We start from the raw sequence: 25,750 nt of genomic DNA, 5'->3' as shown, positions 1-25,750 counted from the left end.
GCTGGGTGACCGCCGGTCGGGGGACGCGGCTGTGTCGGTCCGACGGTGGTGTGGTGGGGATGGGCATCGTGGTGGCACCTGTGCCAAGAGGAGGAGGCCGCAATGAGGACGCTGCCGCGCTGGATCGTAGCCGTGGTGATGGGGGCGGTGGTCGGCGTGACGGCCGTCTCTGCTTCCGCCCAGGCCGTCGCTTCCGCCCAGGCTGTCGGCGGTGGCGGGGTACGGGGTGACGGCGAGGGCGACGAGACGAGCCGCACGGTTGAGGTCCGTATGCACAATGCGACGGGGTGCCGGCTCACGCGGACCGATTACGGGCTGACGGCCGGGGAGTTCGTCGCCCGGCCCCCGGCGACGCTCGCCAAGGAGCAGGACGGTGTGTTCAAGGCGCGGTCCCGGGAGGGGTCGCTCAGGGGGGTCGCGGGCAGCGTCGAGTACACGGCCGACCACTGCGATGCGAGCCGGCGCGACGGTCATGCGGTCCGGCTGACGTTCGGGGCCGCGTACAACGGGATGAACAGCTTCAACACGGATGGCGGCGGGGCCTTCGGCACCAAGCTCTCCGGCGGGGGCGGGAATCACGCCGTGCTCAGGTGGAGTGTGGGGAGGTTCTAGCCCTCCCCCGGCCGTCGGCCCCGGCCGTCGGGACCATCACCCGCCGGTCTACGGCCGCGGGACCAGCCCCTCCGTGACCAGGGTCAGCAGCTTGTCGACCTCGGCCGCGCCATTGGGGTGGTGTTCCGTCGCCAGGGCGATTCCGATGACCACGGTCAGCAGGTCGGCGGCGGTCGCGTCCGCCCGTACGGCGCCCGCGGCGGCGGCGCGGCGGACCAGGGGGTCGCCGGCGGTGGCGAGGTAGGTGAAGCAGTGTTCGGCGTCCTCGGGGGACTCGGCGAGGGCCAGGGACGCCGCCATGCCGCGGGCGGAGGTGGCGTAGTGGGCGACGGCGCGCAGCCATTCCAGCAGTGCCGTCCGGGGGTCGTCCCGGGTGGCCAGGTCCGCGGCGAGGGCGCGCAGGGCCTCGATCCGCTGGCGGAAGACCGCGGTGAGCAGGGCTTGCCGGTTGGGGAAGTGCCGGCGCAGGGTCGCCGATCCCACCTGGGCGGTGCGGGCGACCTGTTCCAGGGAGACCTCCGCTCCATGGACGGCGACCTCCGCCTCCGCGGCGGCGAGGAGGCGCGCGTAGTTGCGGCGGGCGTCGGCGCGCCGGGGGCGGGCTTGGGTGTTGGACACGTCGTACACGTCGTCACCTTTGACCTTTGACCTTTGCGTAAATGGCGGACCCCTCCGTATCGTATCCGGCAGATAAACGGGGGACCCCGCCGTTTAGGGAGGCCGCGCCATGTCCACCGCACCCATACTCGTCACCGGCGCCACCGGAAAACAGGGCGGCGCGACCGCTCGGGCCCTGCTCGCGCAAGGTGTGCCGGTACGCGCGCTCGTCCGGGACCCCGACAGCGCCAGGGCCCGCGCCGTGCAGGCGCTCGGCGCGCGGCTCGTCGTCGGCGACCTGCGCGACCGCGACGCCGTACGGCGCGCCGTGGACGGAGCGCGCGGCGTCTTCTCGGTGCAGATGCCGGACCTGGCCGACCTTCAGGGCGATACGGAGTGGGTGTGCGGGCGCAACCTGATCGACGCGGCGGCCGAGGCGGGCGTCGAGCACCTTGTCCAAACCTCCATCTCCGGCGTCGGACAGCACCGTGAGACGCCCGGCTGGGGCGAGGAGCGCTGGAAGGACATGGAGCATGTGTACGAGGTGAAGGCCGCGCTCCAGGACCGGGGGCGTGACGCGGGATTCCGGTACTGGACGCTCCTCAAGCCGGCCTTCTTCATGGAGAACTTCCTCGTACCCGGCTTCGTCTTCAGCCCCGACGGCCGCCGGCTGGCGACCCTCATCAAGCCCGACACCGTGCTGAAGCTGATCGCCGTCCAGGACATCGGCACCGCCGCGGCGGCCGCCTTCGCCGACCCGGAGCGGTTCAACGGCGTGGAGCTGGAACTCGCGGGCGACGAGCTGACCATGGCGGAGACCGCCGCCGTGCTCTCCCGCGCGAGCGGCACCGAACTGACCGCTCCGGACATGACCCTGGAGGAGGCGCTGGCCGCGGGGATGCCGGAATTCGCCGCCGGGCACGAGCGGCTGAACACCGTGGGCCAGCCCGCCTCGCCGCGCTACGCCCGCGCGCTCGGGCTGCCGGTGACCGGCTTCGCGCAGTGGGCCGAGGAGCACGGCGCGGCGCTGCCCCCGGCCCGGCAAGCAGCCGCGGAGCCGGCCGCGGAGGCAGCCCAGTAGACGGGGCCCAGGAGGCAGCCCAGTAGACGGGCCCGCAGACCGCCCGGGAAGCCTGGCCCGCCCCCTGCGGCGCCACCCCCAACCGCTGTTGCAGAGTCGGTGCTTGATCATGACCCCATCGGCGCGTACGGCCACCCCGTCAGGCATAGGGTCGAGGAAGGAGAAACCCTCACAGTGGAGGTAAGAGGTCATGGCCGGAATCCCGGCAGGTGTGGTGGCCGCGAGCGGGCTCGTCGGCGGGTACGGGGTCGCGCGCTGGACCAAGAAGCGGCAGCTGGGCGGGGTGGCGCTGGCGGCGGCCGGGGTCGTGGCCGCGCGCGGGTGGCGGCAGAAGGCGGGGACGGGAACGGCGGCGGTGCTCAGCGGGCTGTACGTCGCGGCCTTCGCCGGATCGCATCCGCTCGCCAAGAAGCTCGGCGCCTGGCCCTCCGTCCTCACCGTGGCCGGCGGGGTCGCCGCCGCGTCCTGGGCCGCCGCCGACCGGCGGAGCGTCGGGGCTGCTGCCTGACCCACATCGCCCGGCCCACCGCCCACCGCCCACCGCCCGGTCCCGACGTTTGTAGTGGATATGAGACAGGGACACGCCGACGTCACGGCGTGTCCCTGTCTCATATCCACTACAAACGCATAAGGGGCGAAGCCCTTACTCCGACGACGACGTCAGGAGCGCCAGCTCCTCCTCCGTCAGCTGCAGATCCGCCGCCGCCAGCAGCGCCGGAAGCTGGTCCACGGTGCGCGCGCTCGCGATCGGGGCCACGACCGTCGGCTGGGCCGCCAGCCAGGCCAGGGCGACCGTCGCGTGCTCGGCGCCGTGATTGGCCGCCACGTCGTCGAGGGCGGCGAGGACCTTCTGGCCGCGCTCGGTCTGCAGGTGCTTGGCCGCGCCCTCGGCCCGGGCGCTGTCCACCGAGGCGCCGGGGCGGTACTTGCCGGTGAGGAAGCCGGACGCGAGGGCGTAGTAAGGGAGGGTCACCACGCCGTGGCGGGCGGCGACATCGGCGAGCGGGCCCTCGAAGGTGTCGCGGGAGACCAGGTTGTAGTGCGGCTGGAGGGCCACGTAGCGGGCCAGGCCCTCCTTCTCCGAGAAGTCCAGGGACGCCTCAAGGCGCTCGGCGGAGATGTTGGAGGCCGCGATCTGGCGGACCTTGCCCGCCTTCACCAGCCCGTCCAGCGTGGAGATGATCTCCTCCACCGGCACCGAGGTGTCGTCGTAGTGGGTGTAGTAAAGGTCGATGTAGTCGGTGCGCAGACGCTTCAGCGACTCGTCGACGCCCGCCTTGATCGCCGCCGCGGACAGGCCGCGGGGGGTCGGGACGCCGGCGCCCACCTTGGTCGCGAGGACGATGTCGGCGCGGTTGCCGCGCGAGGCGAACCAGTTGCCGAGGATGGTCTCGGACTCCCCGCCCGAATTGCCCGGCACCCATGCGGAGTACACGTCCGCGGTGTCGATGAAGTTGCCGCCCGCCGCCACGTAGGCGTCGAGCACGGCGAAGGACTGGGCTTCGTCCGCCGTCCAGCCGAAGACGTTCCCGCCGAGGGAGAGCGGGAACACGGACAGATCACCGATCTGCCTGTGGTTGTCGGTCTGCCGGCTCTGCTTGGTGTCCTTGGTGTCAGCCATGCGTTGTTTCAGCGCTGAGGCAGAGAGGGGTATTCCGCCGTACGCGCCAGTGGGCGGCAAAAAACCGGCGGCCCTGGCGTCAAGGGGGGAGAGAGCGCCAAGGCCGCCGGGGTATGGGGACCCGGTCAGCGGATCATCGGGCCGATGCCGCCGGGGGGCGGGGTCGCGCGGTCACGGGTTCAGGCCGTGGTCGCGGAGCCAGGGCATGGGGTCGATCGGGCTGCCGCCGCCCGGCCGGACCTCCAGGTGGAGGTGCGGGCCGGTCACATTGCCGGTGGCGCCGACGCGGCCGATGACCTCGCCCGTCGTCACCGAGCCCGACGTGCGGACCATCGACGACAGGTGGCAGTACCAGATCTCGGTGCCGTCGTTCAGCTTGAGCACGATGCGGTAGCCGTACGAACCGGCCCACCCGGCCGAGGTGATGGTGCCGCCGTGCACCGCCTTGACCGGGGTGCCGGTCGGGGCGGCGAAGTCCTGGCCCGTGTGATCGGCCGACCACATGTCGCCGGCCTGGCCGAAGGACGCGGTCAGGGTGTACGAGACGACGGGGAGGGTGTACTGGGCGGCGAGCTTGGCCAGGCGCTCGGCCTCGGCCTTCTTCCTGGCCGCCTCCTCGGCCTTCCGCTTGGCCTCGGCTTCGGCGGCCTTCTTCTTCGCCTCGGCCTCGGCCTTGCGCTTCGCCTCCGCGTCTGCGGCCTTCTTGGCAGCGGCGGCGGCCTTCTCGGCGGCGGCGTCGGCCGCGGCAACGCGCTGCGACTCGTCGGCGGAGTTCTGCTGGTTCTCGGCCTGCTGCAGGATGCGGGCGCGCAGTGCCTCGCCCGCGTCGGTGGCGCCGTTCGCCTCGTCCTCGGAGGTCAGGCCCGCCTGGGAGAGGGGGGCGGCCGAGGTGCCGGAGCCGGAGTCGGAGCCCGAGGAGTCCGAGAGCAGCGAGCCGATGCCGGGCAGGTTCCCCACGTCGGGGAGGGCATCCGCCACCTTGTCGGCGACGTGTGCGAGGTCCGGCATGGATATGGGGGCCTTGGGGCGGTCCTTGGCGCTCGCCATCCCGCCCGCGCCGACCGCCGCGATCACGCCGACGCCGAGGACGGCGCCGCCGCGCGCCATCGTGCCGCCGCGCTGCTTGGCGACGCGGTGCCGGCCGCGCACCGGGGCTATGGATTCCTCAGTGGGATTCCACTCGTCCCACGTCTCGGTGTCCTGGCCGGCCCTCGCCTCGGCGGCCGGTTCGAACCAGGAGCCGTAGCGGGTGGCTGTCCCCGCTCCGGCGCCGGATGTGCGGGACGGAGCTTCTTCAAGGGCAGACCTGTTGGACGCCACGCGGGCGCACTCCTTTCCTTCCCTCTCGCCTACCGGGTTAGCTGACGGGTTCGGAGCAGGAAGGTCTCCTACGGGCCAGGTTCGACCCGATTCACCCCAAGGTTGGTGGTTCCCCGGTTCCCTTGGTGTTGCTGTTGTCGCTCTGCTGCTGGTGCTGCTGTGCGTGCGGGATTCGGCGACGGCGCACGGTGCCGCCTCTTGCGGCGGTTGTGACGACCGCGCTGCGTTATCGAACGTTAATAGAGAGCGTGACCCGATTCCAAGCCGTTCCCCGGAATCAGAGCAACCTTTGAGGTGAACTTAACGCCCGACTCGGGACACATGAGGGCGAGTCGACGGCCGTCCGAGCACACACGGAAACACCCTCGAACTGATCGTGCGTCAATTGTTATCCGGAGGGATCATGCTCCACTACGGAGCGTGTCAGCGTCTCCATGATCCGCGCCCGGCGTCGCCGAGGCCCGGCGCAGCGCCAGCAGCGCCATGTCGTCCGCGGTCCCGCCGCCCGTATGCCGCTCCACATCCGCCACCAACGCGTCGAGCAGCTCCACCGGTCCGGAGAAGCGGCGGCCGCGCAGCCGGGCCGCCGGGTCGTAGAACGCGCCCCGCGCATCGCGCGCCTCGCTCACCCCGTCGGTGAACAGCAGCAGCGTCACCCCCTCCGCGAACGGCAGCTCGTCCACCCGGTCCGGCCACGCCCCCAGGTCGCCCATCCCCAGCGGCAGCGCCGGCATCTCGGGGTCGGCCTGGTGCACCGAGCCCTCCCCGTCCAGCAGCAGCGGCGCCGGGTGGCCGCGGTTGATCAGGCGGAGCAGGGAGTCGCCGCGGGGGATCTCGGCCAGCACCGCCGTGATGAAACCCTCGGTGCGCTCGATGTCGGCCCGCCGGGCCCGTTCGCGCTGCAGCGCCCGCTCCAGCCGCAGGGTGAGCCCTTCCAGCGTGGCCTCCTGCTCGGCCGCCTCCCGGAAGGCGCCGATGACGACCGCGACCACCTCGACCGACCCCAGCCCCTTGCCCCGTACGTCGCCGATGACCATGCGCACGCCGTGCGGGGTGTCCTGCACCGCGTACAGGTCGCCGCCGATCGCGGCGTCCTGCTCGGCCGCGACATAGCGGGCCGCGACGTCCAGGCCGGCGAGGCGGGCCGGCGGCACGGGCAGTACGGCGCGCTGGGCCGCCTCGGCGATACCGCGCGCCGACGCCAGCTTCCGGAAGCCACGGAGGACGACACGGTTGATGAGGAGGGCCAGCAGGGCGACCGTCACGACGGTGGCGATCTCGGTGGCCGACTGGGCCCAGTCCTGGACGCCGTGGAACTCGGCCAACAGGCATGCGGCGCCGACGGCGAGGACCGCGGCGAGGGCGGTCAGCCGCAGCGGGTGGAGCGGGGCGGCGACCAGCGGGGCGGCGGCGAGGAAGGGGGCGGCGGTGTAGGGGGGCGGGGTGCCGAGGTCGAAGGCGACCCCGCCCGCGATGAGCACGCCGGGAAGCCAGGGCGCGAAGCGGCGGCCGACGGCACCCCCGGGCACCTCGTCGCCCGCGCCGGGCCCGTCCGCGCGGGGGCCGTCCGCGCGGGGGCCGTCCGCGCGGAGCTCGTCCGCGCCGGGCTCGTCCGCGCGGGTCCGGTCCGCGCGCGGTGGCTCCGCGCGCCGGGGCGCGCGCGGTCTCGTACGGCGCCCCGTACGCCGCCTCATGGCCTTGTACGCCGTCTCGTGCGCGGGCTCGTAAGGTCAGTCGTACGGATGGGCGTACGGGTGGTCGTGCGGGCGGGCGTACGGGCACGCGTACGGGCGCCCGAACGAGCCCTGCTCCCTCGCACCCGCACCGGCCGCTCTCGCTTTCCCTGGTCCGCTCTCGCCTGGTCCGCTCCTGCCGCCTCACCAGACTCCCGGGTGACGGGGCGTCGGGCGAGCCGGTGTCGGCCAGGTGGGTGCGTCAGAGGTCGACGCCGAGCGCCCGGGCGTGACGGTCCGCCGCCAGCTCGGCGGAGACCTCGTCGAGATACACCTCGCACACCAGCCGCCCGTCGGCGGTCAGATTGTGCTCCAGCTCCCACAGGACGATCTCGTCCCCGCCGGCGAGGAGGAACGCGTGCTCGTAGAAGCGGCACCATGTGGCGTCGGGGCCGCCGGGGCGGCGGCGCGGCTTCGGGGCCAGCGCGATGTCATGGGCGAACGCCGTGGCGAGCAGCTGCTCGGTGTCCGTGCCGGGGCGGTCGGGGTTCTCCGCGCGGCGCAGGACGCGGCGGGCGTGGTCGGCCGAGTTGTCGGAGACGTACGCGCGCGGGGTCTCCACCGGCGCGACGGAGTGCAGCAGTTGCTCGGGCAGCCACAGCGGTAACCCCTCCAGCTCTTCCCAGCGGGCGCCGCCGATCCGCTCGTGCACCCGGCGCTCGGCCAGGGCCAGGGCGTCCTCGTCGGCGTAGACCTCGAAGAGCGGGTGGCGGTCCTGGCCGGTGTTGTGCTCCAGCTCCCACAGCAGCAGGCTGCTGCCGTCGGGGAGCAGGAAGATATGGCGGTAGGTGCTGTAGCCGAGCGGGCCCGAGGGCTCGTTGCACTGCCGGCAGGAGCGCAGCTCGGACTGGTGCATCAGGGCGTCGCGGGCCCGGCCGAGCACCGCCTCGTCGATCTCGAAGCCGTTCTGCGCGCGGGCGAGAAGCCCTTCCAGGTGGTCGGCAGGAGTGCCGCCACCCGCGCCAGCTCGTGAGTGCCCCATATCTGTCTCCTCCCGCCTCCCGGCCGTCCGCTCGCCGTCCCCCCGGCGACTGTTCTCGCGCACTTACCGTAGCGGCGCGAACACAGCCCGCGCGTGCGGTTCGGCGAAGCCGTCTGTGGGCCGAGCCTCACTCAGTCCTGCGCCGGGACGCCCGGATATATCACCCGTTCGGCCCGTCGAACAACTCGGACGGGGGGATTCCGGTTTCGTGCGAGGTTGACGGCTCCCCTTTCGAAATTCACATAAAAGTCACCGTGCTCGCCCTTCATCTGGGGTCCGACCGGCCGGATTCCTTTGCAGGAAGCCGCAAGGCGAGCGAGGCAAAGGGGCGACTAATTATGCCGGACGAGTGAAGGTGAAAGCCAGCCCGAAGCTTTTACAGATTTACGTCGTTGACGTGGATGTCCGTGATTCCGCGGCAGACACCCACCGGGAGGAATTAAGTGAAGATCGTAAAGAAGGCCGCCCTCTTGGCCGCCACCGCCGGCACGATCGTGCTCGCCGGCGCGAGCGGCGCGTCCGCCGCCAGTGGTGGCGGTGGCGGTGGTTACCAGGGAAATGAGTGTGACACCCGCACCGGCGTCGTCCTGAACACCGCCGCAGCCGGCCCGACGGGCGACATCGAATTGGGCAGCACCTGCGCCAACGTCAACTACGGCGGTGCGTCGTACCAAGGGAACGACTGCGACACCTCCAGTGGGACGACCACCTCCATCGGCGGTCTCGCGTCCTCGGGCGACACCAAGGTCGGCAGCAGCTGCTCCAACATCGCCTACCCCGGCACGACCACGTCCGTCCGCTCCGGCAGCAGCGGCAGCGGCTACGGCAGCGACAGCGGCTACAGCGGCAGCCAAAGCGGCTACGGCAGCAGCTACGGCAGCCAGCGCCACAGCGGCTACGGCGGCTGACTTCGTGCCAAGCCCGCCGTGTTCCCCCGAATGAGAAAAACAGGGTGAACACATCTCTGGCTTCCATCGCGGCCCCGGACACTGCTTCGTCCGGGGCCGCATTGGCGTTGCGAGCAGGAATGGCCAGCGCAGACTGACGATGTCTCTAATGCGCCGGACGGGTAGAGGTGCGGCGACTCGGAGACCCATCGCCGCCTGCCCTCGTTAGTCAGATGTTCACGGATAACCGTCGAGAACCCATTTGGAGGCTTTATGCACGGGCGCAAGAGGACAGCGCTGCTTCTGGCGGCTGTAGGTGCGCTGACCATCGGTGGCGCGGGCAGCGCCGGCGCGACCGACAACGGTTCGGGTGCCCCGTCCGCATCCGGCGGTCAAAGCGGCAGTCAAGGCGGCAGCCAGAAAAACCGCTGTGACACGAATTCCGTGCTTGGGCCGATCAACATCGTCGGCCTGGCTCCGACAGGAGACCTCTCGACCGAGACCAACTGTGTGAACTACACCGAGTCGGGAGTGATGGAGCAGAGCAACCGGTGCCGGACGAACTCCACCATCGGGCCCATCACCATTAACGCGGGTCTCGCCGGCTCACCCGATATCACCAGCCGGACCAACTGCATCAACTACAGCAAGACCGGTGGAGCGCTCAAGCAGAGCAACAAGTGCGAGACCAACTCCACCATCGGGCCCATCACGATCTCGCCGCTGGCCCCCGGGCCCAAGGTCACCACCGAGACCAACTGCGCCAACCTCTCCGGAGACGGAGATGAAAACGGCAAGCGGAACAACAGCCGGAGCAGCGGTGGGAGCAGCGGGAGCCGCTCCGGACGATGAGTTCCTGACGGTCTCGTGCACGGCCCCTGGCGTCAACTCCCGCCGGGGGCCGCGTTCATGGGGCCCCGTACGTGTGCGGTCATGGGGACACAACGGCGAAGATATCCCTACTGCGGCGGACGGGTGAAGCTGGGATCGGTCCCGGATCCTTCCCCAATTGCCTTCGTTGTCAGGGCGTCTGCGGAATTCGCGGAGAACCTAAATGGAGGCACCAACCAATGCAGATTGGCAAGAAGGCCGCTCTCATGGCCGCAGCGGCCGGCGCGATGGTCATCGGCACCGCGGGCGGCGCGAGCGCCTACGGCTTCGGACCGCTGCTCGGCTCCAGCGGCGGCATCCAGAGCAACTCGTGTGACACGAACACCGGCAACACCATGCTCACCGGTATGGCCGCGCCCACGGGTGACCAGAACGTCGGCTCGGACTGCATCAACTTCACCAACGCGCCTGTGGTGCTCCAGAGCAACGACTGCGACACCCGCACCGGCAACACCATGACCACCGGTGGAGCGGCCCCGACGGGCGACGTGCGCGTCGGCAGCAACTGCGCGAACATCGCCGTCAAGTCCCCCGAGAACAACAAGAACAAGAACAAGAAGCACGAAAAGAAGAACCGCGGCCACAGCTACTGATGCGATAGCGGGTGCCGTACCCCACCCGGGCGGAACCGCGGCACCGACTCCCCGGTCGATTGGCGGAGTCTGTCACAGTTTTGCCTGCGGCCCCCGGCGGATGACGTCCGCCGGGGGCCGCTTTCGTGCTTCCGGCCTTGAGCACACAACGGCGAAGATATCCCTACTACGGTGGACGGGTGAAGCTGGGATCGACCCCGGATCCTTCCCCAATTGCCTTCGTTGTCAAGGAGTCTGCGGAATTCGCGGAGAACCTAAATGGAGGCACCAACCAATGCAGATTCGCAAGAAGGCCGCTCTCATGGCCGCAGCGGCCGGCGCGATGGTCATCGGCACCGCGGGCGGCGCGAGCGCCTACGGCTTCGGACCCCTGCTCGGCTCCAGCGGCGGCATCCAGAGCAACTCGTGTGACACGCACACCGGCACCACCATGATCACTGGCATGGCCGCGCCCACGGGTGACGAGAACATCGGCTCCGACTGCGTCAACTTCACCAACTCCGGCGCATCTCAGAGCAACGACTGCGACACCGCCACCGGCACCACCATGCTCACCGGCGGCGCGTCCCCGACGGGCGACGTACGTGTCGGCAGCAACTGCGCCAACATCGCCATCAAGTCCCCCGAGAACAAGAACAAGAACAAGGCCAAGAAGAGCAAGAAGTCGCACCGCCGCGGCCACAGCTACTGATGCGGTAGCGGGTTTCGCGTGCCCGCCCAGGCGGGATCGCGGCACCACCTCCCCGGTCGATGGGCGCGGCCCCGGAAGGAACTCCTTCCGGGGCCGCGCCCATTCGGTGTCTGCTGCCCCAGACCGGCTCAGCACCCGGGCAGGCCCGGTACGCAGTTGTCCGGGGTATTGGCGGACACAAAGGTCCCGGTCAGTGTCACCGCCCCACCGTTCACGAAAATGCCGCCGCCCTGGCCGCCGGCCGTGTTCCCGGTCACCTGGTCGCCGATGAGCTGGGCATTACCCGAGTCGTTGTACAGGCCGCCGCCGTTCTGCCCGGCGGTGTTGTTGGTGACGATGATGGATTGCATCATCAGTTGGCTGCCGAAGTTGGCGATACCACCTCCGTGGCTTCCGGATGTATTCGCGTCGAGAAACCCGGAATTCATGGTGAAATTGCCGCCGTTGGTAGTGATTCCACCGCCCTCGAAGCCAATAGCGTTATTGCGCTGGACGTACACCGCCGTCAGCGTCACATTGCCGAAGTTGGAGATCCCACCGCCCGCGTTGTTCGCGGTGTTGTCGGAGATCTGGCTGCCGGTGGCCGTCAGCGATCCCCCTGAGGTGATGTGAATTCCACCGCCGTCACCGGCGGTGTTGTGCGTCACCTGACTGGAGTTGAGTTCCAGTACGGCGTTGTTCGCGACCTCGATACCGCCGCCGACATTGCTCGCGGTGTTTCCGGTGACCGCGCTCGACGTCAGCCTCAGCGTCCCCGCGTCGAGGATGCCGCCGCCGTTGATCCCCGTGCCGGAGGTGGTCGCCGATCCGCCTGAGACCGTGATGCCGTTGAGGGCCAGGGTTCCCCCGGGAGCGACCTCCGCGATGCGGAAGGCCGTGGCCGAGCCCCGGGTGATGGTCGTATTGGCGCCGACGAGGGTCACATTCCCGGTGATCACCGGCAGCCCGTCGGGCCCGTTCGCGCCCGGGGACACCGCCGGACCGGTGAGCGTGTAGACACAGTTCGGGGCGAGCTGGATCACCCCTGCCCCCGTGTGATTGGCGTCGTTGACGGAGCTGATCAGCCCGGAGACATCCCCGCAGGCCACTTCGGGCCGCTCGCCACCACCACCGCTGCCACCACCGCCACCACCGCCACCACCGCCGATGCCGTCACCGCCGCTGCCCCGGTCATGTTCCCCGTCGTAGCCGGCGCCGTGGCCATGGTCGTCGTCGTGGCTGTGCCCATGACCGTGACCGTGTCCGCCGCCACCCCCGCCACCGGCGTCCACGGCCACCGCCGGCGCGGGGCCGCCCCACACGGACGCCGCCAGCATCATGACCGGGACCAGAGCACGGAGGGTTGTCACACGTCGCACGAGGTGTCTCCTTCACCTTGCTGGAATCCGGATGGCTCGAAGCAGCAAGATCAGCCTGAGCGGAGGGCGGAAGGACGGCATCCGCTCGGGCGCAGGTGGGTGACACCAGGTGCAGAAAACGACGAAAACCGCAGGTCAGCGGTGCCTACCTGCGGTTCGCCACGTGGGTCATCAGGGGCTCGAACCCTGAACCAATGGATTAAAAGTCCACTGCTCTGCCAATTGAGCTAATGACCCGCACCCCCGCAGCATAGCTCGGCCGGGGGCCAAGACCCGAGCCAATACCCCACGGGGTCGAAAGGCCGTGCAACAACCGGGTGTTGCACGGCCCCTCAGTAGGCCGTTCGGTCAGCGTCTCAGCCACCCGAACGGCGGCCGTCAGCCGTTGCGCTTCCAGCGCGGCTTGTCGGCGCGGCGGTCGAAGGACCGGTCATGCGAGCGGTCATGCGAGCGGTCGTACGAGCGCTCGTAGGACCGGCCGCCGGTGTTGCCGGACCGGTGGTCGTCGCGGCGGCCCGGACGGTCGTCACGGCGGTCGCGGCCGAACGGGCGGTCGCCGCCACGGTGGTTGTGGTCGCGCCGCTCGAACGGACGCCCCGGACGGTCGTCACGCCGGTCGTCGCGGCGGTAGCCGCCACGCTCGCGGTCCTCACGGCGCTCGAAGGGACGGCCGCCACGGTCGTCCCGGCGGTCGTACGAGCCGCGCGGACGGTCCTCGCGACGGTCACGGCCGAACGCGCGGTCACCACGGTCCCCGTCCCGGCGGTCCCGGCGGTCGAACCCACCGCGGTCGTCACGGCGGTCGTACGAGCGGCCACCGCGGTCGTCACGGCGGTCGTCACGGCGGTAGCCACCACGCTCGCGGTCCTCACGGCGCTCGAAGGGGCGCCCGCCACGGTCGTCACGCCGGTCGTCACGCCGGTCGTAGGAGCCGCGCGGACGGTCCTCGCGACGGTCACGGCCGAACGCGCGGTCACCACGGTCGCCGTCCCGGCGGTCCCGCCGGTCGAAGTTGCCCCGCTCGTCACGGCGCTCGTACGAGGAGCGCCGCGGCGCCTCGTCGCCCTCAGAGGCGGCGACAGCGGCGGGGGCGGCGGCAGGCTCGGCGGCGGCCACGGTGGCCTCGGCCGAGCGCTGGGCGGGCACCACGACGTCCGCCGAGGCGTCGGTGGAGGCGTCGGCGACGCCCTCCGGGGCGGCAGCGGCCGCGGGCTCCGCCGGGGCCACGTACTCGCCGCGCTCCCGCGCCGCCCGCGCGGTCAGCCGGTCGGCCTCCTCACGCAGCTCCGTCGCCCGCCGCTGCGCCTTGTCCAGCTCACGGGTGAGCTCCTGGACATCGCGCTCGGCCTGCTTGGCGGCGTTCGCGGCCGACTCGGCCTGCACCTCGGTGAGCGAGCGGGCGCCTGTGATACGCGCCACGTCCTCGTCGAAGGCACCGGCGCCGCCGACGATGTGGCGCGAGGCGTCGACGCCCGCGTCCTCCATCAGCCGGAAGATCTGCCGCCGCTGGTGCGGCAGCGCCAGCGAGACGACCGTGCCGCTCTGCCCCGCCCGGGCGGTGCGGCCGGACCGGTGCAGATAGTCCTTGTGGTCGCCGGCCGGGTCCACGTTCAGGACGAGGTCGATGCCGTCGACGTGGATACCGCGCGCGGCGACGTCCGTGGCGACCAGCACGTTCACATAGCCGTCCTTGAAGTCGGCCAGCGTCCGGGTCCTGGCCCCCTGCGTCATGCCGCCGTGCAGCGCCTCGGCCCGCACCCCGGCGTCGCGCAGCTGCTCGGCCACGCGGTCGGCGCCGAGCTGGGTCCGTACGAAGATGATCGTGCGGCCCTTGCGGGCGGCGATGGCGGCGGTGACCGGCGCCTTGTCCTTCGGCTTCACCACGAGCACGTGGTGGGTCATGGTCGAGACCGCGCCCGCGGAGGGGTCCACCTCGTGGGTGATCGGGTCGACCAGGTAGCGCTTCACGAGGGTGTCGATCTCGTTCTCGAGCGTCGCGGAGAACAGCAGCCGCTGACCGCCCTGCGGCACCAGGTCGAGGATCTCGGTGACCTCGGGCAGGAAGCCCATGTCGGCCATCTGGTCGGCCTCGTCCAGGACGGCGATCTGGACCTTGTCCAGCGACGCGGCGCCACGGTCGATGATGTCGCGCAGCCGGCCCGGGGTGGCGACGAGGATGTCGACCCCGCGCTCCAGCGCGTAGATCTGATTGCCCATCGAGGTGCCGCCGCAGACCACCTTGAGCTTGAGGCCCAGGACGTCGCCGTACGGCTGCAGCGCGTCGCTCACCTGCATGGCGAGCTCGCGGGTCGGGGTGAGGATGAGGCCGCGGGGGCGCTTCTTCTCGGTGTGGCCGCCGGCCAGCGTGGTCAGCAGCGGGAGACCGAAGGACAGGGTCTTGCCGGAGCCGGTGCGGCCACGGCCGAGGATGTCGCTGCCGGCCAGGGCGTCCGGGATGGTCGCGGCCTGGATCGGGAAGGGCGTGGTGACGCCGTTCTGCGCCAGCTTGCGGACGATCTGCTCGGGGAGGCCGAGGTCGGCGAAGGTGATCTCGGGCTGCTCGGCGTCCTGCGGCTGCTCGGCGTCCTGCGGCTGCTCGGCGGTCTGCGGCTGGTCGGCGGCCTGGCCGGCTTCGGTAGTCTGGGCGGATTCGGTGGTCTGGGTGCGCTCGGCCTGCTCGGTCAGCTCGTTCTGCTCGTCGTCGGCAGCGGGCATGACGGCGTGGTCAGTGGCAACGGACATGCGAAATGCGAAACCTTCCGGAGTTTCGGCACGCGCCCAAGCTCCGTGTGATGTCGCAAAAAACCGCCTCAGTGCGGTCAGCCACGGGAAGGTAAGGAACGCGCCACGCGGCGCTCTTCGGTTTGGCGCCGGGCAAATGGGATCAAACGATCTACCACCATACGCACTCCCACCCCTCAAGAGCAAATCCGCCGCGCGACGCCCCGGACGCCCGCCGCCACGCCGTCATTCCGTCACTCCTCCTCGTCGGCTTCCGGCGCCGGGGACGCGGGCGGGGACGCCGGGGCGGAGGTGGTCGGCCGCGGCGGCTCCGGGGCGCTCGACGACGGGTCGGAGGGGGCCGCGGTGGAGGAGGCGCCCCCGGACGGCGACACCGGCGACGAGGGCGCGGACGGCACCGGCCGCTGCGGGCCGGGTCCGCCCTTGGGGGGCTTCGCGGGAGAGGACTCGTCCGCGCCCGGCACCGAGGCCGGGTCCGACCGCTTCGCCTCCTTCTCCCCTTTCTCCCCCTTCTTCCCGCCCTTCCCGTCCTTCGCCCGCTTCCCGTCCTTCTTCTTGTCCCTCCCGTTCTTCGCGTCCCCTCCGTGGCCGCCGTCTGGTCCGCCGTCCGGATACGTACGCGCCTCGGCGCCCGACGTCACCACGCCCCCGCCCGGCTCCGCCGCCCCGTCGTGGCCACGGGCGCCGTGGTGCGGGCCCGGACGCTTCGGGCCGTCGGAAACGCTCGTACAGCCCGCCAGGGACATGGCCGCGGCGACGAGGGCCGCCACCACGCACGGGCCCCGCTGGACGCGCGAGGCCCGGGGCGCCCCGGAGGAGCGGGCGGGGAGGTCGGGGCGGGGAGCGGGCGATCCGGGCATGCGGGGCGGGCCTCCAGTGCGCGTACGGACGGACGCACTGCCCAACTGGACCCGCCCCGCCCAGGACACGCGCCGGCGGGACCGCGTCCGCCGGGACCCGCCCGGCTCAAGGACACGCGCCGGCCGGATCAGCCGTAGCCGAGCGCGTGCAGCCGTGCGTCGTCGATCCCGAAGTGGTGCGCGATCTCGTGCACCACCGTGATCTCCGTCTCCTCGACCACGTCCTCGCGCGACTCGCACATCCGCAGCGTCGGCCCCCGGTACACCGTGATCCGGTCCGGCAGCACGCCCGCGTACCACTCGCCGCGGTCGGTCAGCGGCGTGCCCTCATAGAGCCCGAGCAGCTGCGGGTCCTCCGCCGGGGGCTCGTCCTCCACGAACACCGCGACGTTGTCCATCAGCCGCGTCAGCTCCGGCGGGATCCGGTCCAGGGCCTCGGCGACCAGTTCCTCGAACTCCTCGCGCGTCATCTCCAGCACGTGGCCATTGTCCGGCAGCCGGGCCCGGAAAGGGACGACCGTGACGCGGATCCGTCCCCCACGGGACAAGGCCCGGCCCGCGGCGCCCTCCCCTCTCCCGGCCGCGACACGCGCCGGCCGCGGCCCCGGGAAGAAACCGTTTTGGCGAACCTCACCGGCATCCCATATGCTTCTCACGTCCCCGACGGCGCCGGAAGGCGCTCCAGGTGGGCCATCAGCCCTCATCGTCTAGTGGCCCAGGACGCCGCCCTTTCAAGGCGGTAGCACGGGTTCGAATCCCGTTGGGGGCACGTAACACCATGTGCGAGACTAGAGCTCGCACAAGCTAGGTCCTGTGGAGCAGTTTGGAGTGCTCGCCACCCTGTCAAGGTGGAGGCCGCGGGTTCAAATCCCGTCAGGACCGCTGCGGCTGGGTAGCTCAGTTGGTACGAGCGTCCGCCTGAAAAGCGGAAGGTCGCCGGTTCGACCCCGGCCCCAGCCACCGCAGCCCTCACCAGGGCAAAGCCCCCTCCAGGGTCACCCGGAGGGGGCTTCTTGGTTTCCTGTGACGCCTACGGTGCCGGATCTACGCCAACCGGCCCTCCCTGCGGCCGCGGGCCTTGCGCTGCTCGTCGAGCGAGGCGTGGGCGTAGACCTTCATGGTCAACCCGTGATCACTGTGTCCGGCGATCTGCTGGACGACATGCACCGGCGTGCCAAGATCCAGCAGCAGCGTGATGCAGGTGTGGCGAAGATCATGGAAGCGCTGATCCGGGCCGAGCCGCTTCCGTGCCGGGTCCCAGCTCCGGCGCGGGTTGTCCGAGCGCCTCCACGTAGCGGGCGATGACGTCCAGGGTGGCACCCTCGCCGTGTTCGATCTGGGAGATCCGGGCGATGCTGACTCCCATCCGGGCCGCCACATCCCGCTGGGCCAACCCCGACTGCTTGCGTGCCTCGGCGAGCTGGTGGCCACGCGCCTCGGCGAGAAGCCGACGAGACCCTGCTTGCACCTCGGCGGGCTCCACACCGGCCGCGTACAGCTCCTGCTCCAGGGTCTCCCAGTCCTGCGCAGCCTTCATGGGCAATAGCTACTCCCTCAGTCCTGATCGCTGGTGTAATCGCGGTAGAGCCGCTCGGCCAGCGGGATGTTGTCGCGGTACCAGCGCTCCCAGTTTCCAGCCTTGTCACCGCCCAGGAGCAGCAGAGCCGAGCGAGTCGGATGTCCTACGGAACCTGGCGGTAGACGTCGCGACGGTTGCCGACGGCCAGGACCCACACGATGAGTTGGCCGTTCTCGACGGTGTAGACGATGCGGTAGTCACCGACCCTGAGTCGCCAACGAGCGTTGTGCCCTTGGAGAGCTTTGATGTCGAACGCAGTCGTGTCGCCCGCATCCATTGCCTTCTGAAGTTCAGTGAGGCGATACAGGATGCGCAGGGCATCCGGGCGCGGGATCTTGAGCATGTCCCGCTGGGCGTGCGGCGTGAAGCGCGTGACGTGCCCCAAGGGTCAGCCCTCATGGGCGCGGAGCAAGGCAGCCATCTCTTCGAGCGAGACCGCCCCTTCCGTGCCCTCGGACTCGGCTTCGTCGGCCAGCCGGTTGAGCCACACCTCTTCGGCCTCTTCGGCGATCTGTCGCAGGCGCTGGTACTCCTGGATGTCGATCACGACAGCTTCATGTTTGCCGCGCCGGGTGATGATCGTCGGGGTTTCCTCCCGGCGAGCGCGATCGATGACGTCGGCGAGGTGGCTGCGGACCTCGGCCATGGATTCAACCACCGGATCACTCATGTCATCAATGTAACAGATGTACATGAAGGTGCAAATCCGTCCGCTGGCGCACGGTCCCGTTGTTCACCCGGCCTGCACGATGGCGTGCGGCGACGGCGCGAGACGTGCCCGATAGCGGCGAATCGCCCTGCGGTGCTCCAACTCTGCCGCCACCAGCACCTCAGCCGCGTTCAGCCGGTCGGGCACGAATTCCACCAGCGCGGCCATCGGGTGGTCGCCGACTCCCGCCGTCCGTCGGCTCAGCCCGCTGCCCGCTCCGGCCTCGCGGGCTGTTCGGTGCCGCAGTATCGGCACTTGGAAGCCTCCATCGGGATGTCGGCGGAGAGGCAGGCCGGGCAGGTTTTGACGGGCGCGGGATCGCCGAACACGGTGACTCCGCGGCGCGCCTGGAAGGCCTTGTACGGGAGGACGATCAGGAAGTAGACCACCGCCATGAAGATGACGAAGTAGATCAGGGCGGAGATGAACGAGCCGAGATTGAGGTAGGTGGACTTGTTCCCGGCCTGACCGAGCTGCCAGCCGAGGCCGGCCGACTTGCCGCCTTGGGCGCGGGCGATGATCGGATTGATGACGTTGTCGGTGAACGCCAGGATCAAGGTGGAGAACGCCAGGGCGATGATCAGCCCCACCGCCACCATGATGATGTCACCACGCATCAGAAAGCTCTTGAAGCCCTTGAACATGCTCCCAGGACAGTCGATCTTGGATGGGCCGACAACCGGAACTGCTCCGAGTGGCGGACCGCCCCAGCGGCTACAGCCCGTCAGCGGTCATCGGGCCGGCGTACCGGTGTTTCGCGGCCGCCGGGGTGGCGGTGGCGCCAGGTCCAGAAGACGGCGCAGCTCAGCAGGGACCATCCGGCCAGTACCAGGAACGGGAAGGCGTGCTGGTACTCACGGAAGTAGACCGCGGTGTGCTGCGCGTTGACGGAGGCGCCCGGGGGCAGCCAGCGGCCGATGTAGCCGAGGATCGAGGGCAGCAGGGGCCAGGAGACGGCGCCGCCCGAGGAGGGGTTGCCGAGGAGCACCATCAGGCCCCAGGTCGGGATGAGCGCCCACCGTCCGAAGAGGACGTTGAACATGGAGAAGACCATCCCGGAGGTGAACATCGTCAGCGCCAGGATCATCCAGGACTCCACGAAGGGAAGGTCGAGCGCGCCGAGCCCCCAGTCCACGATCGCCGCGATGGTGAAGCCGCCGAGCAGCGCGTACAGGACGGTGAAGGCGATCCGCTCCCCCGGGTTGAGGTCTCGCGCGTTCACGCTCAGCTGGATGGCGCCGATGAAGCCGATGATCACCGCGGCGAGTGAGATGTAGAAGATCGCGAGGCCGCGCGGATCGCCCGGCTGGAGCGGGTTCACGTCCCTGACCAGGACCGGCACCCCGAGCGCCCGCCCCACCTTCGGCCCGGCCTCGGTCAGCACCTGGGCCACCGACGCCCCCGAGGCGCCGGAGACGTCCAGTTCCACGCCGTGGCGGCGCGCCCGCAGCACCGCGAAGACGGTCTGCTCCTCGACCGCCTGCAGGGCCCGCGGGTACGAGGGGTAGGTGTGCAGCCGGAGCGAGGCGTGCAGGGCCTTCTCCATGCCGGCGACGAAGGCCTTCTCGGTGGGGGTGCCGTGGTCGCGGACCACGACGGCGGTGGGGATGGAGTGCGGGGTGGGGTTCGCGAAGGCGTAGGTGTACGAGCCGGCGAAGAGCCCCGCGCCCGCGGAAATGATCAGTGCCACGACCGTGGCGGAGAAGAACGGGGAGTGTCTGAAAGCCGACCACCAGGACCGGCGCCCCTGCTCCCGGGGCTCGCTTCCGGCCCGTTCACTCCCACCACCGGCCCTGTCGTCGCTCGCCTCATTGCCCATGAGGTCACGCTAGAACGGACATCGCGGGCATACCTCTCGACGTGGCCTGGACAACACCGGACAGAAATGGTTCGCCAGCCGTTTTCGAGAGGTGAGATCCTGGAGCCCGTATGTCCACCACGCCTGCCCCCGCCCTGTCCGCCCTGCTGGAGCGGCTGCCCGAGCTGATGCTGCGCGACCAGCAGCGGCTGGGGCGCCGGCTCGACGGCACGCGCCGGATCCGTAAGCCCGAGGCCCGCGCGGCCGTGCTGGGCGAGATCGCCGATGACATCGAGCGGGCGGAGCTGCGGGTCGCCGACCGCCGCGCCGCCGTGCCCGCCGTCACCTACCCCGAAGAACTGCCGGTCAGCCAGAAAAAGGACGACATCCTCGCCGCGGTCCGGGACCACCAGGTCGTGATCGTCGCGGGCGAGACCGGCTCCGGCAAGACCACCCAGATCCCCAAGATCTGTCTGGAGCTGGGCCGCGGCGTCAAGGGCCTGATCGGCCATACCCAGCCGCGCCGCATCGCGGCCCGTACGGTCGCCGAGCGCATCGCCGAGGAGCTGCGGTCGCCGCTGGGCGAGTCCGTCGGCTGGAAGGTCCGGTTCACCGACCAGGTGGGCAAGGACACCCACGTCAAGCTGATGACGGACGGCATCCTGCTGGCCGAGATCCAGACCGACCGCGAGCTGCGCCAGTACGACACGATCATCATCGACGAGGCCCATGAGCGCAGCCTCAACATCGACTTCCTGCTCGGCTATCTGGCCCAGCTGCTGCCCCGCCGCCCCGACCTCAAGGTCGTGATCACCTCCGCCACCATCGACCCCGAGCGCTTCTCCCGCCATTTCGGCGACGCGCCGATCGTCGAGGTCAGCGGGCGTACGTACCCGGTCGAGGTGCGCTACCGCCCGCTGCTGGAGGAGGGCGGGGAGGACAGCGACCGGGACCAGATCACCGCGATCTGTGACGCCGTGGACGAGCTGCAGGCCGAGGGCCCCGGCGACATCCTGGTCTTCCTCTCCGGGGAGCGGGAGATCCGGGACACCGCCGACGCGCTGAACAAGAAGCAGCTGCGGGCGACCGAGGTGCTGCCGCTGTACGCGCGGCTGTCACACGCCGAGCAGCACCGGGTCTTCCAGCGCCACACCGGCCGCCGGATCGTCCTGGCGACCAATGTGGCGGAGACCTCGCTGACGGTCCCCGGCATCCGGTACGTGATCGATCCGGGCGCCGCCCGGATCTCCCGCTACAGCCACCGCACCAAGGTGCAGCGGCTGCCCATCGAGCCGATCTCCCAGGCCAGCGCCAACCAGCGCAAGGGCCGCTGCGGCCGCACCAGCGACGGCATCTGCATCCGGCTGTACTCCGAGGACGACTTCCTGACCCGCCCGGAGTTCACCGACGCGGAGATCCTGCGGACCAACCTGGCCTCCGTCATCCTCCAGATGACCGCCGCCGGGCTCGGCGACATCGAGAAGTTCCCGTTCATCGACCCGCCGGACCGGCGCAACATCAAGGACGGCGTGCAGCTGCTGGAGGAGCTGCACGCGCTGGACGGCGCGCAGAAGGACCCCCGCAAGCGGCTCACCCCGGTCGGGCGCAAGCTCGCCCAGCTGCCCGTGGACCCCCGGCTGGCCCGGATGGTCCTGGAGGCCGACCGCAACGGCTGTGTCCGCGAGGTCATGGTGATCGCGGCGGCGCTGTCCATCCAGGACCCGCGCGAGCGGCCCTCCGACAAGCAGCAGCAGGCCGATCAGCAGCACGCCCGCTTCAAGGACGAGTCGAGCGACTTCCTGGCCTTCCTCAACCTGTGGAAGTACATCAGGGAGCGGCAGAAGGAGCTGTCCTCGTCCGCGTTCCGCCGGATGTGCCGCCAGGAGTTCCTGAACTACCTGCGCATACGCGAATGGCAGGACATCTACAGCCAGCTGCGTACGGTCGCGAAGACGATGGACATCGAGATGTCCGACCAGGACGCGGCGCCGGACCACATCCACACCTCGCTACTGGCGGGGCTGCTGTCCCATGTCGGCCTCAAGGACACCGACAAGAACGAGTATCTGGGCGCGCGCAGCGCGAAGTTCGCGGTCTTCCCGGGTTCGGCGCTCTTCAAGAAGCCGCCGCGCTGGGTCATGTCGGCCGAGCTCGTGGAGACCTCGCGGCTGTGGGCGCGGGTCAACGCGAAGATCGAGCCGGAGTGGATCGAGCCGCTCGCCCAGCATCTGGTCAAGCGCACCTACAGCGAGCCGCACTGGGAGCAGAAGCAGGCGGCCGTGATGGCGTACGAGAGGGTCACGCTGTACGGCGTGCCGATCGTCGCCCAGCGGAAGGTGAACTACGGCCGGATCGACCCGGAGACCTGCCGGGACCTGTTCATCCGCAACGCCCTGGTGGAGGGCGACTGGCGCACGCACCACCAGTTCTTCCACGACAACCGCAAACTGCTGGGCGAGGTCGAGGAACTGGAACACCGTGCCCGGCGGCGCGACATCCTCGTCGACGACGAGACGCTGTTCGACTTCTACGATCAGCGGCTGCCCGAACACATCGTGTCCGGGGCGCATTTCGACTCGTGGTGGAAGCACAAACGCCAGGAAGAGCCCGAGCTTCTCAACTTCGAGAAGTCGATGCTCATCAACGAGCGGGCGGCGGGCGTCACCAAGGACGCCTATCCGGACTCCTGGCGCCAGGGGAAGCTCAAGTTCAAGGTGACGTACCAGTTCGAGCCGGGCACGGACGCGGACGGCGTCACCGTCCACATTCCGCTGCAGGTGCTCAACCAGGTCACCCCGGACGGCTTCGACTGGCAGATCCCGGGGCTGCGCGAGGACTTGGTGACCGAGCTGATCCGGTCGTTGCCCAAGCCGATCCGCCGCAATTACGTCCCGGCGCCGAACTACGCCAAGCGCTTTCTGGACAGCGCGGTCCCCCTCCAGGAGCCGCTGACGGCCGCGCTCTCCCGCGAGCTGCAGCGGATGGTGGGGGTGCGGATCGACCCGGAGGACTGGGACCCGGACAAGGTGCCCGGACACCTGAAGATCACCTTCCGGGTGGTCGACGAGCGGCGCCGCAAACTCGCCGAGGACAAGGACCTCGAGACGCTGAAGCAGCGGCTCAAGCCCAAGACCCGGGCCGCCATCTCCAAGGCCTTCGAGAGCTCCAAGGAGGGCGGGGGCCTCGAGCAGCGCACCGGGCTGACCCGGTGGACGGTCGGCGCGCTTCCGCGCACCTTCGAGACCCGCCGCGCGGGCCAGCCCGTCAAGGCGTACCCGGCGCTCGTGGACGAGGGCGCCTCGGTGGCCGTGCGCCTCTTCGACACCGAGGCCGAGCAGCGGCAGGCGATGTGGCGCGGCACCCGCCGGCTGATCCTGCTGGGGCTGCCGGCCAGCCCGGCCAAGTTCGCCCAGGGGCAGCTGTCCAACCAGGCCAAGCTGGCGCTCTCGCGCAGCCCGCACGGCAGCGTGCAGGCCCTCTTCGAGGACTGTGTCGCCGCCTCGGCCGACCGGCTGATCGCCGCGCGCGGCGGCCCGGCGTGGGACGAGGAGAGCTTCCACAAACTCTTCGACGGGGTCCGGGCCGACATCATGGACGCGACGCTGGACACGGTGCGCAAGGTCCAGGAGGTGCTGGCGGCCTGGCAGTCGTGCGAGCGGCGGCTGAAGGCCACCACGAGCCCCGCGCTGCTGGCGTCCCTCGCGGACGTCAAGGAGCAGCTGGCGGAGCTCATCAGGCCCGGTTTCGTGACCGAGCACGGGGTGCGCCGCCTCCCGGACCTCATGCGCTATCTGGTGGCCGTCGACCGGCGGCTGCAGCAGCTCCCGACCAACGCCGAGCGGGACCGGGCGCGGATGGCGAAGGTCAAGGAGATGCGGGACGAGTACGCGTGGCTGCTGGAGCAGTTCCCGGCGGGCCGGCCGGTGCCTCAGGAGGCGCTGGAGATCCGCTGGATGATCGAGGAGCTGCGGGTGAGCTATTTCGCGCACGCCCTCGGCACCGCCTATCCGATCTCCGACAAGCGCATCGTGAAGGCCATCGACGCGGCCGCGCCGTAGGAGCTCGGCCCCTTCGGCCCCGGGCCTCCCGGCCCCGGAAGACCCGTCAAGGCGCTCAGACGGCCTCTGGGCGCCTTGACGGGCGTCTGGGGGCCCTTGACGGGTCCAGGGGGCCGGGGCTTGTGCTCAGGCTCGTTCAGAGGGGCCGCGGGGCGCCGGGCCCCCTGGGTCCGTGTGACGCCCCGGCCCCCGCCCCGTGTGACGCCCCGTACCGCCGCCGGGCGCGAGTTCGACCGCACCCCCTGACCTGCTGTAGAGTCTGTCTCCGCAGCGCACGAAAGAGCGCGGCAGCCAAGCGGCGCAAGCCGTATGGTCCTGTGGAGCAGTTTGGAGTGCTCGCCACCCTGTCAAGGTGGAGGCCGCGGGTTCAAATCCCGTCAGGACCGCAGTGTTGAAGGCCCGGACCGCACAGAGGTCCGGGCCTTTTGGCGTCTTGACGGCGGCACGTACCAGAGGTACCCAAGCTAGAAGGCGACATGGGGGCGCGCGCGGGAGGTACGGCTCATGACGACATCCGCGAGACACGAAACCAGGGCGCTGCTCCGTGCACATCTGGCGGCCGCCACGGGCTATCGCCACTTCACCCGGCACTGCCCTATCTGCCATCGGCTGCTGCGGCTCGCCATGGAACCGGCGCGGGACGCGGCGGGGGATTCCCGCTCCGCCGAGGCCGGAGGCGAGTCGGCGACAACTCGGTAAGCCCTTACCGCAGTTGGCGAGTACGCCACAAGCATTGTGCGGTGTGACGGGAGTCACCGAATGGGCTTGCGGAGTGAGGGAACTTACGCCCGGTCTACAACAAGTCAATTTAATATGTGCAATTGCACCGCCTGTCCAAGCCCCCGGGAGGTCCCTGGAAGGGGCGATTCCGGGTCGACCCGCCCACCCGTCCCAGCCCTCCCACAACATCGCGCCACGACGTGTTACCGATGAGTCACCAAGCCTCCCGGCGGACCGCCGCACGCCACGGCGGGCCCGCGAGCAGGGCATAAAAAGATCGCGCTGGACCCGGCGGAGTCCAGCGCGATCGACGACGCACCCATGTCGAGCGGGCGTGGGCCTGTTGGGGCAGGCGCCAGTCGTGTGGAGCGCACGGGCGGAATTCCGACTGGGGGGCCGGAAAACGCCCGGTTATGCGGTTGTTCAGGCCTCGCTGCGCTGCTGCGGGATGCCCGCCAGAAGTGCACGGACCTCCGCTTCGCGGTAGCGCCGGTGCCCTCCGAGCGTGCGGATGGACGTGAGCTTGCCTGCCTTGGCCCACCGCGTGACCGTCTTCGGGTCCACGCGGAACATCGTGGCAACCTCAGCCGGGGTCAGCAGCGGCTCGGCATCAGGGGTGCGAGCGGTCATGAGCGGCCTCCTCGGGAGAACCGAACCATCACGGTTCTTTCCTCTAAATTCTGCACCTTGACCCACGTTGCCCGAAATGGCGGACGCGGGCCGAGTCGGTTATAGGACGAACGGCTTGTCCTCGGCACTACAACTACACCATCTGTCCAGCCCCGTCGGCCAAACCGATGGAATTGCCCTCTCAGGTGTTCAACCTCGACGGAAGCCGATGGACCATGTCATAGCGGACAGTCACGCGGCCGTGACGATCAGTCACAACAGGATCAGCGACAACAGACCCCGCCAAGG

General features: G+C 70.1%; 27 protein-coding genes, 5 tRNA genes and 1 riboswitch. Of the genes, 13 read left to right on the top strand and 19 right to left on the bottom strand.

The features are described from left to right. Nucleotides 1–102 precede the first annotated feature (102 nt). Nucleotides 103–612, top strand: coding sequence for a hypothetical protein (locus ACFZDL_RS31695; RefSeq protein ID WP_353593898.1), 510 nt, complete (start codon nucleotides 103–105; stop codon nucleotides 610–612). A gap of 48 nt (nucleotides 613–660) precedes the next feature. Here the strand turns inward: ACFZDL_RS31695 and ACFZDL_RS31690 are convergent, their stop codons facing one another. Next, nucleotides 661–1,239: a TetR family transcriptional regulator gene (locus tag ACFZDL_RS31690; RefSeq protein WP_353593899.1), complete on the bottom strand. Its 579-nt coding sequence runs from the start codon at nucleotides 1,237–1,239 to the stop codon at nucleotides 661–663. Nucleotides 1,240–1,339: 100 nt separating this feature from the next. Between ACFZDL_RS31690 and ACFZDL_RS31685 the strand changes: the two genes are divergently transcribed. Both ACFZDL_RS31685 and ACFZDL_RS31680 read left to right on the top strand, forming a co-directional pair. Next, nucleotides 1,340–2,290 carry an NmrA/HSCARG family protein gene (locus ACFZDL_RS31685; protein WP_353593900.1) on the top strand — a complete coding sequence of 317 codons (951 nt, stop codon included), beginning with the start codon at nucleotides 1,340–1,342 and terminating at the stop codon, nucleotides 2,288–2,290. Nucleotides 2,291–2,480: 190 nt separating this feature from the next. Continuing rightward, nucleotides 2,481–2,798 (top strand): hypothetical protein, encoded by a 318-nt coding sequence (locus tag ACFZDL_RS31680; protein ID WP_353593901.1) that lies wholly within the window; start codon nucleotides 2,481–2,483, stop codon nucleotides 2,796–2,798. A 135-nt stretch (nucleotides 2,799–2,933) separates the two neighbouring features. Here the strand turns inward: ACFZDL_RS31680 and ACFZDL_RS31675 are convergent, their stop codons facing one another. The 4 genes from ACFZDL_RS31675 to ACFZDL_RS31660 form a co-directional block, all read right to left on the bottom strand. Continuing rightward, entirely contained in the window at nucleotides 2,934–3,911 is a 978-nt protein-coding gene (locus ACFZDL_RS31675) for an aldo/keto reductase (protein WP_353593902.1), read from the bottom strand. Between the two features lie 171 nt (nucleotides 3,912–4,082). Next, nucleotides 4,083–5,231, bottom strand: a complete 1,149-nt coding sequence (locus tag ACFZDL_RS31670; protein ID WP_353593903.1) for a M23 family metallopeptidase — start codon at nucleotides 5,229–5,231, stop codon at nucleotides 4,083–4,085. Nucleotides 5,232–5,242: 11 nt separating this feature from the next. Then, nucleotides 5,243–5,419: riboswitch (cyclic di-AMP (ydaO/yuaA leader) on the bottom strand. A gap of 213 nt (nucleotides 5,420–5,632) precedes the next feature. Beyond that, nucleotides 5,633–6,925, bottom strand: a complete 1,293-nt coding sequence (locus ACFZDL_RS31665) for a PP2C family protein-serine/threonine phosphatase (protein WP_353593904.1) — start codon at nucleotides 6,923–6,925, stop codon at nucleotides 5,633–5,635. Between the two features lie 241 nt (nucleotides 6,926–7,166). Beyond that, nucleotides 7,167–7,946, bottom strand: a complete 780-nt coding sequence (locus tag ACFZDL_RS31660) for a DUF6227 family protein (RefSeq protein WP_353593905.1) — start codon at nucleotides 7,944–7,946, stop codon at nucleotides 7,167–7,169. Between the two features lie 443 nt (nucleotides 7,947–8,389). Here ACFZDL_RS31660 and ACFZDL_RS31655 point away from each other — a divergent pair, with 443 nt between their 5' ends. The 4 genes from ACFZDL_RS31655 to ACFZDL_RS31640 all read left to right on the top strand — a co-directional run bounded on the left by ACFZDL_RS31655 (nucleotide 8,390) and on the right by ACFZDL_RS31640 (nucleotide 11,008). Further along, entirely contained in the window at nucleotides 8,390–8,854 is a 465-nt protein-coding gene (locus ACFZDL_RS31655; protein ID WP_353593906.1) for a hypothetical protein, read from the top strand. Nucleotides 8,855–9,106: 252 nt separating this feature from the next. After that, nucleotides 9,107–9,685 (top strand): hypothetical protein, encoded by a 579-nt coding sequence (locus tag ACFZDL_RS31650; RefSeq protein ID WP_353593907.1) that lies wholly within the window; start codon nucleotides 9,107–9,109, stop codon nucleotides 9,683–9,685. A gap of 218 nt (nucleotides 9,686–9,903) precedes the next feature. After that, nucleotides 9,904–10,317 (top strand): hypothetical protein, encoded by a 414-nt coding sequence (locus tag ACFZDL_RS31645; protein WP_353593908.1) that lies wholly within the window; start codon nucleotides 9,904–9,906, stop codon nucleotides 10,315–10,317. 274 nt (nucleotides 10,318–10,591) lie between these two features. Then, entirely contained in the window at nucleotides 10,592–11,008 is a 417-nt protein-coding gene (locus ACFZDL_RS31640) for a hypothetical protein (protein ID WP_353593909.1), read from the top strand. A gap of 128 nt (nucleotides 11,009–11,136) precedes the next feature. Here the strand turns inward: ACFZDL_RS31640 and ACFZDL_RS31635 are convergent, their stop codons facing one another. From ACFZDL_RS31635 to ACFZDL_RS31610, 6 genes are all read right to left on the bottom strand, one after another. Then, complete coding sequence (locus ACFZDL_RS31635) at nucleotides 11,137–12,030, bottom strand: right-handed parallel beta-helix repeat-containing protein (protein ID WP_353593910.1); 894 nt, start codon at nucleotides 12,028–12,030, stop codon at nucleotides 11,137–11,139. Nucleotides 12,031–12,068: 38 nt separating this feature from the next. After that, nucleotides 12,069–12,236, bottom strand: coding sequence for a hypothetical protein (locus ACFZDL_RS31630; protein ID WP_353593911.1), 168 nt, complete (start codon nucleotides 12,234–12,236; stop codon nucleotides 12,069–12,071). Nucleotides 12,237–12,530: 294 nt separating this feature from the next. Beyond that, nucleotides 12,531–12,603, bottom strand: a tRNA-Lys gene (locus tag ACFZDL_RS31625). Nucleotides 12,604–12,744: 141 nt separating this feature from the next. Next, nucleotides 12,745–15,108 (bottom strand): DEAD/DEAH box helicase, encoded by a 2,364-nt coding sequence (locus tag ACFZDL_RS31620; protein WP_353593912.1) that lies wholly within the window; start codon nucleotides 15,106–15,108, stop codon nucleotides 12,745–12,747. Nucleotides 15,109–15,341: 233 nt separating this feature from the next. Further along, entirely contained in the window at nucleotides 15,342–15,968 is a 627-nt protein-coding gene (locus tag ACFZDL_RS31615) for a hypothetical protein (RefSeq protein ID WP_353593913.1), read from the bottom strand. Nucleotides 15,969–16,096: 128 nt separating this feature from the next. Further along, the gene (locus ACFZDL_RS31610) at nucleotides 16,097–16,447 is read right to left on the bottom strand and encodes a metallopeptidase family protein (RefSeq protein WP_353593914.1); all 351 of its coding nucleotides are present in this window, start codon (nucleotides 16,445–16,447) and stop codon (nucleotides 16,097–16,099) included. Between the two features lie 217 nt (nucleotides 16,448–16,664). On the opposite strand from ACFZDL_RS31610, the gene ACFZDL_RS31605 reads away from it, so the two are divergent. The 3 genes from ACFZDL_RS31605 to ACFZDL_RS31595 all read left to right on the top strand — a co-directional run bounded on the left by ACFZDL_RS31605 (nucleotide 16,665) and on the right by ACFZDL_RS31595 (nucleotide 16,928). Beyond that, nucleotides 16,665–16,737, top strand: a tRNA-Glu gene (locus ACFZDL_RS31605). Between the two features lie 38 nt (nucleotides 16,738–16,775). After that, nucleotides 16,776–16,850 (top strand) — tRNA-Asp (locus tag ACFZDL_RS31600). A 4-nt stretch (nucleotides 16,851–16,854) separates the two neighbouring features. Then, nucleotides 16,855–16,928: transfer RNA gene (locus tag ACFZDL_RS31595), tRNA-Phe, on the top strand. 84 nt (nucleotides 16,929–17,012) lie between these two features. Here ACFZDL_RS31595 and ACFZDL_RS31590 read toward each other — a convergent pair. From ACFZDL_RS31590 to ACFZDL_RS31560, 7 genes are all read right to left on the bottom strand, one after another. Next, nucleotides 17,013–17,288 (bottom strand): tyrosine-type recombinase/integrase, encoded by a 276-nt coding sequence (locus ACFZDL_RS31590; RefSeq protein ID WP_353593915.1) that lies wholly within the window; start codon nucleotides 17,286–17,288, stop codon nucleotides 17,013–17,015. Beyond that, nucleotides 17,182–17,505 (bottom strand): helix-turn-helix transcriptional regulator, encoded by a 324-nt coding sequence (locus ACFZDL_RS31585; protein WP_353593916.1) that lies wholly within the window; start codon nucleotides 17,503–17,505, stop codon nucleotides 17,182–17,184. Before ACFZDL_RS31585 ends, ACFZDL_RS31590 begins: the two co-directional genes overlap by 107 nt. Before the next feature lie 145 nt (nucleotides 17,506–17,650). Then, nucleotides 17,651–17,932, bottom strand: a complete 282-nt coding sequence (locus tag ACFZDL_RS31580; protein WP_353593917.1) for a type II toxin-antitoxin system RelE/ParE family toxin — start codon at nucleotides 17,930–17,932, stop codon at nucleotides 17,651–17,653. Nucleotides 17,933–17,935: 3 nt separating this feature from the next. Further along, nucleotides 17,936–18,217: a type II toxin-antitoxin system Phd/YefM family antitoxin gene (locus tag ACFZDL_RS31575; RefSeq protein ID WP_353593918.1), complete on the bottom strand. Its 282-nt coding sequence runs from the start codon at nucleotides 18,215–18,217 to the stop codon at nucleotides 17,936–17,938. A gap of 63 nt (nucleotides 18,218–18,280) precedes the next feature. Then, on the bottom strand, nucleotides 18,281–18,424 hold the full coding sequence (locus ACFZDL_RS31570) for a hypothetical protein (protein WP_353593919.1): 144 nt from the start codon (nucleotides 18,422–18,424) through the stop codon (nucleotides 18,281–18,283). A gap of 32 nt (nucleotides 18,425–18,456) precedes the next feature. After that, nucleotides 18,457–18,900: an MscL family protein gene (locus tag ACFZDL_RS31565; RefSeq protein ID WP_353593920.1), complete on the bottom strand. Its 444-nt coding sequence runs from the start codon at nucleotides 18,898–18,900 to the stop codon at nucleotides 18,457–18,459. Nucleotides 18,901–18,980: 80 nt separating this feature from the next. After that, nucleotides 18,981–20,075, bottom strand: a complete 1,095-nt coding sequence (locus ACFZDL_RS31560; RefSeq protein ID WP_353593921.1) for an ABC transporter permease — start codon at nucleotides 20,073–20,075, stop codon at nucleotides 18,981–18,983. A 110-nt stretch (nucleotides 20,076–20,185) separates the two neighbouring features. Between ACFZDL_RS31560 and hrpA the strand changes: the two genes are divergently transcribed. The 3 genes from hrpA to ACFZDL_RS31545 all read left to right on the top strand — a co-directional run bounded on the left by hrpA (nucleotide 20,186) and on the right by ACFZDL_RS31545 (nucleotide 24,811). After that, nucleotides 20,186–24,112, top strand: a complete 3,927-nt coding sequence (hrpA, locus tag ACFZDL_RS31555; RefSeq protein WP_353593922.1) for an ATP-dependent RNA helicase HrpA — start codon at nucleotides 20,186–20,188, stop codon at nucleotides 24,110–24,112. 311 nt (nucleotides 24,113–24,423) lie between these two features. Further along, nucleotides 24,424–24,498, top strand: a tRNA-Asp gene (locus ACFZDL_RS31550). A 118-nt stretch (nucleotides 24,499–24,616) separates the two neighbouring features. Beyond that, entirely contained in the window at nucleotides 24,617–24,811 is a 195-nt protein-coding gene (locus ACFZDL_RS31545; RefSeq protein ID WP_353593923.1) for a DUF6274 family protein, read from the top strand. A gap of 444 nt (nucleotides 24,812–25,255) precedes the next feature. Here ACFZDL_RS31545 and bldC read toward each other — a convergent pair whose 3' ends face one another. Beyond that, nucleotides 25,256–25,462 carry a developmental transcriptional regulator BldC gene (gene bldC / locus ACFZDL_RS31540; RefSeq protein WP_003949541.1) on the bottom strand — a complete coding sequence of 69 codons (207 nt, stop codon included), beginning with the start codon at nucleotides 25,460–25,462 and terminating at the stop codon, nucleotides 25,256–25,258. Between the last annotated feature and the right edge of the window lie 288 nt (nucleotides 25,463–25,750).

The sequence above is a fragment of the Streptomyces sp. NPDC007917 genome (assembly GCF_042959105.1).
GTDB lineage: Bacteria > Actinomycetota > Actinomycetes > Streptomycetales > Streptomycetaceae > Streptomyces.
The sequence above is the reverse complement of the archived record's forward strand: the minus strand, read 5'-3'. Positions and strand labels throughout refer to the sequence as shown.

Bases quoted from the DNA above. Each gene is read 5' to 3' on its own strand.
- ACFZDL_RS31695 (WP_353593898.1), top strand. From the start codon at position 103: ATGAGGACGCTGCCGCGCTGGATCGTAGCCGTGGTGATGGGGGCGGTG.
- ACFZDL_RS31570 (WP_353593919.1), bottom strand. From the start codon at position 18,424: ATGGCCGCGCTGGTGGAATTCGTGCCCGACCGGCTGAACGCGGCTGAG.
- ACFZDL_RS31685 (WP_353593900.1), top strand. From the start codon at position 1,340: ATGTCCACCGCACCCATACTCGTCACCGGCGCCACCGGAAAACAGGGC.
- ACFZDL_RS31615 (WP_353593913.1), bottom strand. From the start codon at position 15,968: ATGCCCGGATCGCCCGCTCCCCGCCCCGACCTCCCCGCCCGCTCCTCC.
- ACFZDL_RS31585 (WP_353593916.1), bottom strand. From the start codon at position 17,505: ATGAAGGCTGCGCAGGACTGGGAGACCCTGGAGCAGGAGCTGTACGCG.
- ACFZDL_RS31640 (WP_353593909.1), top strand. From the start codon at position 10,592: ATGCAGATTCGCAAGAAGGCCGCTCTCATGGCCGCAGCGGCCGGCGCG.
- ACFZDL_RS31660 (WP_353593905.1), bottom strand. From the start codon at position 7,946: ATGGGGCACTCACGAGCTGGCGCGGGTGGCGGCACTCCTGCCGACCAC.
- ACFZDL_RS31545 (WP_353593923.1), top strand. From the start codon at position 24,617: ATGACGACATCCGCGAGACACGAAACCAGGGCGCTGCTCCGTGCACAT.
- ACFZDL_RS31645 (WP_353593908.1), top strand. From the start codon at position 9,904: ATGCAGATTGGCAAGAAGGCCGCTCTCATGGCCGCAGCGGCCGGCGCG.
- ACFZDL_RS31620 (WP_353593912.1), bottom strand. From the start codon at position 15,108: ATGTCCGTTGCCACTGACCACGCCGTCATGCCCGCTGCCGACGACGAG.
- ACFZDL_RS31630 (WP_353593911.1), bottom strand. From the start codon at position 12,236: ATGGGCACAGCCACGACGACGACCATGGCCACGGCGCCGGCTACGACG.
- ACFZDL_RS31565 (WP_353593920.1), bottom strand. From the start codon at position 18,900: ATGTTCAAGGGCTTCAAGAGCTTTCTGATGCGTGGTGACATCATCATG.
- ACFZDL_RS31650 (WP_353593907.1), top strand. From the start codon at position 9,107: ATGCACGGGCGCAAGAGGACAGCGCTGCTTCTGGCGGCTGTAGGTGCG.
- ACFZDL_RS31675 (WP_353593902.1), bottom strand. From the start codon at position 3,911: ATGGCTGACACCAAGGACACCAAGCAGAGCCGGCAGACCGACAACCAC.
- ACFZDL_RS31665 (WP_353593904.1), bottom strand. From the start codon at position 6,925: ATGAGGCGGCGTACGGGGCGCCGTACGAGACCGCGCGCGCCCCGGCGC.
- hrpA (WP_353593922.1), top strand. From the start codon at position 20,186: ATGTCCACCACGCCTGCCCCCGCCCTGTCCGCCCTGCTGGAGCGGCTG.
- bldC (WP_003949541.1), bottom strand. From the start codon at position 25,462: ATGACCGCTCGCACCCCTGATGCCGAGCCGCTGCTGACCCCGGCTGAG.
- ACFZDL_RS31680 (WP_353593901.1), top strand. From the start codon at position 2,481: ATGGCCGGAATCCCGGCAGGTGTGGTGGCCGCGAGCGGGCTCGTCGGC.
- ACFZDL_RS31560 (WP_353593921.1), bottom strand. From the start codon at position 20,075: ATGGGCAATGAGGCGAGCGACGACAGGGCCGGTGGTGGGAGTGAACGG.
- ACFZDL_RS31575 (WP_353593918.1), bottom strand. From the start codon at position 18,217: ATGAGTGATCCGGTGGTTGAATCCATGGCCGAGGTCCGCAGCCACCTC.